General features: G+C 72.4%; 6 protein-coding genes. 5 read left to right on the top strand and 1 reads right to left on the bottom strand.

Features of this window, described 5'->3' with window-relative positions; all coding sequences use genetic code 11:
- Positions 1 to 454: 454 nt before the first annotated feature.
- A complete protein-coding gene (locus tag ABZ937_RS10440; protein WP_361688570.1) occupies positions 455 to 655 on the bottom strand; it encodes a hypothetical protein in 201 nt (66 codons plus the stop codon).
- A 242-nt stretch (positions 656 to 897) separates the two neighbouring features.
- On the opposite strand from ABZ937_RS10440, the gene ABZ937_RS10435 reads away from it, so the two are divergent.
- The 5 genes from ABZ937_RS10435 (at position 898) to rbsD (ending at position 6762) form a co-directional block, all read left to right on the top strand.
- Positions 898 to 1938 (top strand): LacI family DNA-binding transcriptional regulator, encoded by a 1041-nt coding sequence (locus ABZ937_RS10435; protein WP_361688567.1) that lies wholly within the window; start codon positions 898 to 900, stop codon positions 1936 to 1938.
- The gene (locus ABZ937_RS10430) at positions 1935 to 3455 is read left to right on the top strand and encodes a sugar ABC transporter ATP-binding protein (protein WP_361688564.1); all 1521 of its coding nucleotides are present in this window, start codon (positions 1935 to 1937) and stop codon (positions 3453 to 3455) included. The genes ABZ937_RS10435 and ABZ937_RS10430 overlap by 4 nt, the downstream gene beginning before the upstream one ends.
- The gene (locus tag ABZ937_RS10425) at positions 3445 to 5394 is read left to right on the top strand and encodes a substrate-binding domain-containing protein (protein ID WP_361688562.1); all 1950 of its coding nucleotides are present in this window, start codon (positions 3445 to 3447) and stop codon (positions 5392 to 5394) included. Before ABZ937_RS10430 ends, ABZ937_RS10425 begins: the two co-directional genes overlap by 11 nt.
- Before the next feature lie 79 nt (positions 5395 to 5473).
- Positions 5474 to 6376 carry a ribokinase gene (locus tag ABZ937_RS10420; RefSeq protein ID WP_361688559.1) on the top strand — a complete coding sequence of 301 codons (903 nt, stop codon included), beginning with the start codon at positions 5474 to 5476 and terminating at the stop codon, positions 6374 to 6376.
- The gene (rbsD, locus tag ABZ937_RS10415) at positions 6373 to 6762 is read left to right on the top strand and encodes a D-ribose pyranase (protein ID WP_361688556.1); all 390 of its coding nucleotides are present in this window, start codon (positions 6373 to 6375) and stop codon (positions 6760 to 6762) included. The genes ABZ937_RS10420 and rbsD overlap by 4 nt, the downstream gene beginning before the upstream one ends.
- Positions 6763 to 6853 lie beyond the last annotated feature (91 nt).

Genomic DNA, 6853 nt, shown 5'->3' with positions numbered 1-6853 from the left:
GATGGCCCTGCGGGCCACCCTTGACCCGGCCCGCTCCAGCACGGGCAAGAAGCGAGCGAGCGGCCCGCAAGAGCAGTGGCCCAGCCCGGCACCGGACCCCTGGGTGGGCTGAGTGCGGGGTGTCGGCTGAGGGGGGCGCGGTCGCGCCTCGCCTGCACGCCGGGCGGCCTGGCGGCTCGCCGGCCGGTGGACGGTGCGCCCTCGCGCCTCGCCCGCACGCCGGGTGAGCTCGGCGGCTCGCCGGCCGGTGGGCGGTGCGCCCTCGCGCCTCGCCCGCACGCCGGGTGAGCTCGGCGGCTCGCCGGCCGGTGGGTGGGCGGGTGAGGTGCGGCGGGGGTGGTGATTGGCGGGAATGGGCCGCGGGGCTGGGGGGTGGGGTGGTTGGGGTGGCTCGTTGCGTGGCCCAGATTCGCCAATGCTTGCCGTCGGGTGGGTGTGGGGGTGGTGGGGGAGGTCAGGCGGGCTGTAGGACGCAGGTGCCGGCCACGTCGCCCGTGACGCCGTTCTTCGTGATCTTGACCCAGCGCGTGCTGGTGATGCCGCACGCGGTGTAGGGGCCGCCGTAGAACACCTGGCAGGGCGAGGACGCGGTCTGGTCCTTGTTGAGCTGGGCCAGGGCCGTGCCGCTGGTGCTCGGGCGGTCGCGGATGATCACGGTCTCCAGGGCCTTGGCCGTGCAGCTCGACGCCGTCGATGAGCGTCGTGCCGACCAGGGCGGCGGCCGCCATGGACGCCCCGCCTGCGGTGCCGGCCCAGAGCCGGTCCGCGACGGTCACGATCCGGTTTCGGGATGCGGGGAGGGGCTTGCTGAAACTCGTGTAATCGATTCCAATCCTCCCTACGGCATGGATGTAATCGATTCCATTCCATGAGGTCCACGAGGAGGTGGGGCCGGAGATGGCCAGCATCAAGGACGTTGCCGCCGCGGCGGGGGTGTCCGTGGCCACCGTGTCGCGGGCGCTGAACGGGCATTCGTCCGTCAGCGCCGACGCGCGTGCGCGGGTGATGGGCGCCGTGGAGGCCCTGGGGTACCGGCCCAACGCCGTCGCCCGGTCTCTGCGGACCGATCAGACCCACACCCTCGGGCTCGTGATCAGCGACGTACTCAATCCGTACTTCACCGAGCTGGCCCGGTCCGTGGAGGAGGAGGCACGGGCGCTCGGCTACAGCGTGATCATCGGCAACGCCGACGAGCGGCCCGAGCTGCAGGACCACCATGTGCGGAATCTGCTCGACCGGCGGATCGACGGGCTGCTCGTGTCGCCGACGGACGGTGGCTCACCCCTCATGCTCGATGCCGCTCGGGGCGGGACGCCCATGGTGTTCGTCGACCGGTGGATCCCGGGTGTCGACGTGCCGGTGGTGCGGGCCGACGGGCGGGCCGCCGTACGGGATCTCGTCGCGCATCTGTACGGGCTCGGGCACCGGCGGCTCGCGATCATCGCGGGCCCGGCGGCGACCACCACCGGCAGCGAGCGTGTCGAGGCCTTCCGGGCCGCCCTGGGCGAGTACGGGCTTCCGCTGCCGGATGTCTACATCGGCCAGGGCGACTTCCAGGCCGAGAGCGGGCGGCGGGTCACCGAGGGGTTCCTGGATCTGCCGGAGCCGCCCGAGGTCGTCTTCGCGGCCGACAACCTGATGGCGCTCGGCGCGCTGGACGCCGTACGCGCGCGTGGGCTGCGGGTGCCCGACGACCTCGCGCTCGCCGCGTTCGACGACATCCGCTGGTTCGTGCACACCGATCCGCCGATCACCGCCATCGCCCAGCCGACCGGTGAGCTGGGGCGAGCCGCCGTGCGGGCCCTGGTCGACCGGATCGAGGGGCGGGCCGGTGAGTCCGTCACCCTCCCCGCCCAGCTCGTCGTGCGCCGCTCGTGCGGTGAGCCGGCCACCCCCACACCTCCGTCCCCCTCCCCAGTGCAAAGGAGCACGTCGTGAGCAACCCGCACGAGTTGCTGCGCATCGAGGGCATACGCAAGACCTTCCCCGGCGTGGTCGCGCTCGACGGCGTCGACTTCGATCTGCGCCGGGGCGAGGTCCATGTGCTGCTCGGTGAGAACGGCGCCGGCAAGAGCACGCTCATCAAGATGCTCTCCGGCGCCTACACCCCCGACGCCGGCCGGATTCTCGTAGCCGGTGAGGAGGTGCGCATCCATGGGGCGCAGGACTCCGAGCGCCTCGGGATCGCCACCATCTACCAAGAGTTCAATCTGGTGCCCGATCTGACCGTCGCCGAGAACATCTTCCTGGGGCGGCAGCCGCGCCGGTTCGGGATGATCGACCGGAAGCGGATGGAGGCCGAGGCCGAGACCCTGCTGAAGCGCGTGGGTGTCGACGTCTCGCCACGCGCGCGCGTGCGGGAACTCGGCATCGCGCGGCTCCAGATGGTCGAGATCGCCAAGGCGCTCAGCCTGGACGCGCGCGTGCTCATCATGGACGAGCCGACCGCCGTGCTCACCTCGGAGGAGGTGGAGAAGCTCTTCGGCATCGTGCGGTCGCTGCGCGCGGACGGTGTGGGGATCGTCTTTATCACCCATCATCTGGAGGAGATCGCCGCCCTGGGGGACCGGGTCACCGTCATCCGGGACGGGCGGAGTGTGGGGCAGGTGCCTGCCTCCACCGATGAGGACGAACTCGTCCGGCTGATGGTGGGGCGGTCCATCGAGCAGCAGTATCCGCGGGAGCGGCCCGAGACCGGCGCCGCGTTGCTGTCCGTCGAGGGGCTGACGCGTGACGGGGTCTTCCACGACGTGAGCTTCGACGTGCACGCCGGTGAGGTCGTCGGCATCGCGGGCCTCGTGGGGGCCGGGCGGACCGAGGTCGTGCGGGCCGTGTTCGGCGCGGATCCCTACGACGACGGGGTCGTGAGGGTCTCCGGTGACCGGCTCAGGCGGCATGACGTGAACGCGGCCATGGCGGCCGGGATCGGGCTCGTACCCGAGGACCGCAAGGGCCAGGGGCTGGTGCTCGACGCGTCGGTCGGGGAGAACCTCGGCCTGGTGACCCTGCGGAAGGCGACCCGGGCCGGGCTGGTCGATCTCAAGGGGCAGCACGCGGCGGCGGAGCGGATGGCCGGGCAGCTGGGGGTGCGGATGGCGGGCCTCCGGCAGCACGTGCGGACCCTGTCCGGCGGCAACCAGCAGAAAGTCGTCATCGGCAAGTGGCTGCTGGCCGAGACCAAGGTGCTGATCCTGGACGAGCCGACGCGCGGGATCGACGTCGGCGCCAAGGTCGAGATCTATCAGTTGATCAACGAGCTGACGGCCGCGGGAGCCGCCGTACTGATGATCTCCAGCGATCTCCCGGAGGTGCTCGGCATGAGCGACCGGGTGCTGGTCATGGCCCAGGGCCGGATCGCCGGTGAACTCACGGCCGACGAGGCCACCCAGGACGCCGTCATGGCGCTCGCCGTCTCCACCCCGACCACCGAGAAGGAGGCCACCCGTGGCCACTGACACGCTCAAGAGAACGACGGGCGCGAGTGGCGCCCCGGGCGGCCTGCGCCGGCTGCTCCTCGACAACGGCGCGCTCACCGCGCTGATCGTCCTCGTCATCGCCCTGTCGGCGCTGTCCGGCGACTTCCTGACGACCGACAATCTGCTCAACATCGGTGTGCAGGCCGCCGTCACGGCCATCCTCGCCTTCGGTGTGACCTTCGTGATCGTCTCCGCGGGCATCGATCTGTCGGTCGGTTCCGTGGCCGCGCTGTCGGCGACCGTGCTGGCGTGGAGTGCCACGCAGCACGGCGTACCGGTCGCGCTGGCGGTCGTGCTCGCCGTGGCAACGGGCGTCGTCGCCGGCCTGGTGAACGGTTTCCTCATCGCCTACGGCAAGCTGCCGCCGTTCATCGCGACGCTGGCCCTGCTGTCGGTGGGCCGCGGTCTCGCCCTGGTGATCTCGCAGGGCTCCCCCATCGCCTTCCCCGACTCGGTCTCGCACCTCGGGGACACCCTCGGCGGCTGGCTGCCGGTGCCGGTGCTGGTCATGGTGGTGATGGGACTGATCGCCGCGTTCGTGCTCGGGCGGACGTACATCGGCCGGTCCATGTACGCGATCGGCGGCAACGAGGAAGCTGCCCGGCTGTCGGGCCTGCGCGTGCACAGGCAGAAGCTCGCCATCTACGCGCTGTCCGGCGTGTTCGCCGCCGTGGCCGGCATCGTGCTGGCCGCCCGGCTGTCCTCGGCGCAGCCGCAGGCCGCCGACGGCTACGAGCTGGACGCGATCGCCGCGGTCGTCATCGGCGGCGCCTCGCTGGCGGGCGGCACCGGCAAGGCGTCCGGCACGCTGATCGGCGCGCTGATCCTGGCGGTGCTGCGCAACGGCCTCAACCTGCTGAACGTCTCCGCCTTCTGGCAGCAGGTCGTGATCGGTGTCGTGATCGCGCTGGCGGTGCTGCTGGACACCGTGCGGCGCAAGGCCGGGGCGACCCCGGTGGCCGCCGGTACGGACGGGCCGAAGGGCAAGCAGGCGGTGACGTACGCGCTCGCGGCCGTGGTCACCGTGGCGGTAGTCGGCGCCACCTCCTTCCTGCACGGCGGCTCCTCGTCGTCGGCGAACCCGAGGATGGGGCTGTCCCTGTCCACGCTCAACAACCCCTTCTTCGTGCAGATCCGGGCGGGTGCCCAGGCCGAGGCGAAGAAGCTGGGCGTGGACCTGACGGTCACCGACGCCCAGAACGACGCCTCCCAGCAGGCCAACCAGCTGCAGAACTTCACCAGTTCGGGGCTGGGGGCGATCATCGTCAACCCGGTGGACTCGGACGCGGCGGGCAACTCGGTGAAGGCCGCCGACAAGGCGCGGATCCCGGTCGTCGCCGTCGACCGGGGCGTGAACAAGGCGTCCGTGGAGGCCCTGGTGGCCTCGGACAACGTCGCCGGCGGTGAGCTGGCCGCGAAGACCGTCGCCGAGAAGCTCGGCGGCAAGGGCAAGATCGTCATCCTGCAGGGGCAGGCGGGCACGTCGGCGGCCCGGGAGCGCGCGCAGGGCTTCGCCAACGGGCTCAGGGCCTACCCGGGCATCCAGGTGCTGGCCCAGCAGCCCGCCGACTTCGACCGCACCAAGGGCCTCGACGTGATGTCGAACCTGCTCCAGGCCCACCCCGACGTGCAGGGCGTCATCGCCGCCAACGACGAGATGGCCCTCGGCGCGATCAAGGCGCTCGGCTCCAAGGCCGGAAAGTCGGTGCAGGTCGTCGGCTTCGACGGCACCCCGGACGGCCTGACGGCGGTCAAGGACGGCACGCTGTACGCGTCGGTCGCCCAGCAGCCCACGCAGTTGGGGAGGATCGCCGTGGACAACGCCCTGAAGGCGGTCAGGGGCGAGAAGCTGGAGCCGACGGTGAAGGTGCCGGTAAAGGTGGTCACGAAGGACAACGTGGCCGGCTTCAGCGGCTGACAACGGGCGGTTCGGCGGGCGGTCCCGGAGTGCTTCCGGGGCCGGCCCGCCTGACGTCATCTCTCAGGGGAGTCAACTGATGTACGACTACGACCTCCTGGTCGTGGGATCGGCCAACGCCGACCTGGTGATAGGGGTCGAGCGGCGGCCGGCCGCCGGCGAGACGGTGCTCGGCGGCGACCTGGCCGTGCACCCGGGCGGCAAGGGCGCCAACCAGGCGGTCGCCGCGGCCCGGCTCGGTGCCGGTACGGCCCTGCTGGCGCGGGTCGGCGACGACGGCCACGGCCGGCTGCTGCTCGACTCCCTGCGCGCGGCCGGGGTCGACACGGTGGGCGTGCTGGTGGGCGGCGCCCCGACGGGCGTCGCGCTGATCACGGTCGACCCTTCCGGCGACAACAGCATCGTGGTGTCGCCGGGCGCCAACTCCCGTCTGCTGCCCGCGGACATCCGGGCGGCCACCAGCCTCTTCCACGCCTCCCGGGTGGTGTCGGCGCAGCTGGAGATCCCGCTGGAGACGGTCGTGGAGGTGGTCCGGAACCTGGCGCCGGGCAGCCGCTTCGTGCTGAACCCGTCTCCGCCGCGGGCGGTGCCCGCCCAGGTGCTGGCGGCCTGCGATCCGCTGATCGTGAACGAGCACGAGGCACGGGTCATCCTCGGCGACGCCTGGGTGAGCGAGGAGCCCGCGGACTGGGCCCGGCTGCTGCTGGCCAAGGGTCCGCGGTCGGTGGTGGTGACGCTGGGCGCGGAGGGGGCGCTGGTGTGCGAGGGCACCGAGGTGACCCGGGTGCCGTCGGTGAAGGTGGACGCGGTGGACACGACCGGTGCGGGTGACGCGTTCACCGCCGCGCTGGCCTGGCGGCTGGGCTCCGGTGCCGGCCTGGCCGAGGCGGCGGCCTACGCGGCCCGGGTCGGTGCGGCGGCCGTCACGAAGCGGGGCGCGCAGGAGTCGTACCCGACGGCCGGGGAGGTCGAGGCGCTGTGAAGAAGGCGGGCATCCTCAACCGTCATCTGGCCGGCGCGCTCGCCGAGTTGGGGCACGGCGACGGGGTGCTGGTCTGCGACGCGGGCATGCCGGTCCCGGCCGGGCCGCGCCTGGTGGATCTCGCCTTCCGGGCCGGTGTCCCGTCGTTCGCCGAGGTGCTGGACGGCCTGCTGGCCGAGCTGGTGGTGGAGGGCGCCACGGCGGCGGAGGAGATACGCGCGGCCAACCCGGCGGCCACGGCGCTGCTGGAGGGCCGCTTCCCCGGGCTGGCCCTGGTCCCGCACGAGCGGCTGAAGGACCTGTCGGCGGGCGCCCGGCTGATCGTCCGCACCGGCGAGGCCCGCCCGTACGCGAACGTGCTGCTGCGCTGCGGGGTGTTCTTCTAGGCGCGTCGGCGTCCGAGACGTCGTGAGGGGGCGTACCCGGCCGGTCGGCCCGGCCGCCCCCTCCGCTTTTCTCCGCGGGTGCCCGGCCCGC

This window comes from Streptomyces sp. NPDC046727 (assembly GCF_040645635.1).
Lineage (GTDB): Bacteria > Actinomycetota > Actinomycetes > Streptomycetales > Streptomycetaceae > Streptomyces.
This window is presented reverse-complemented; position numbering and strand designations above follow the sequence as displayed.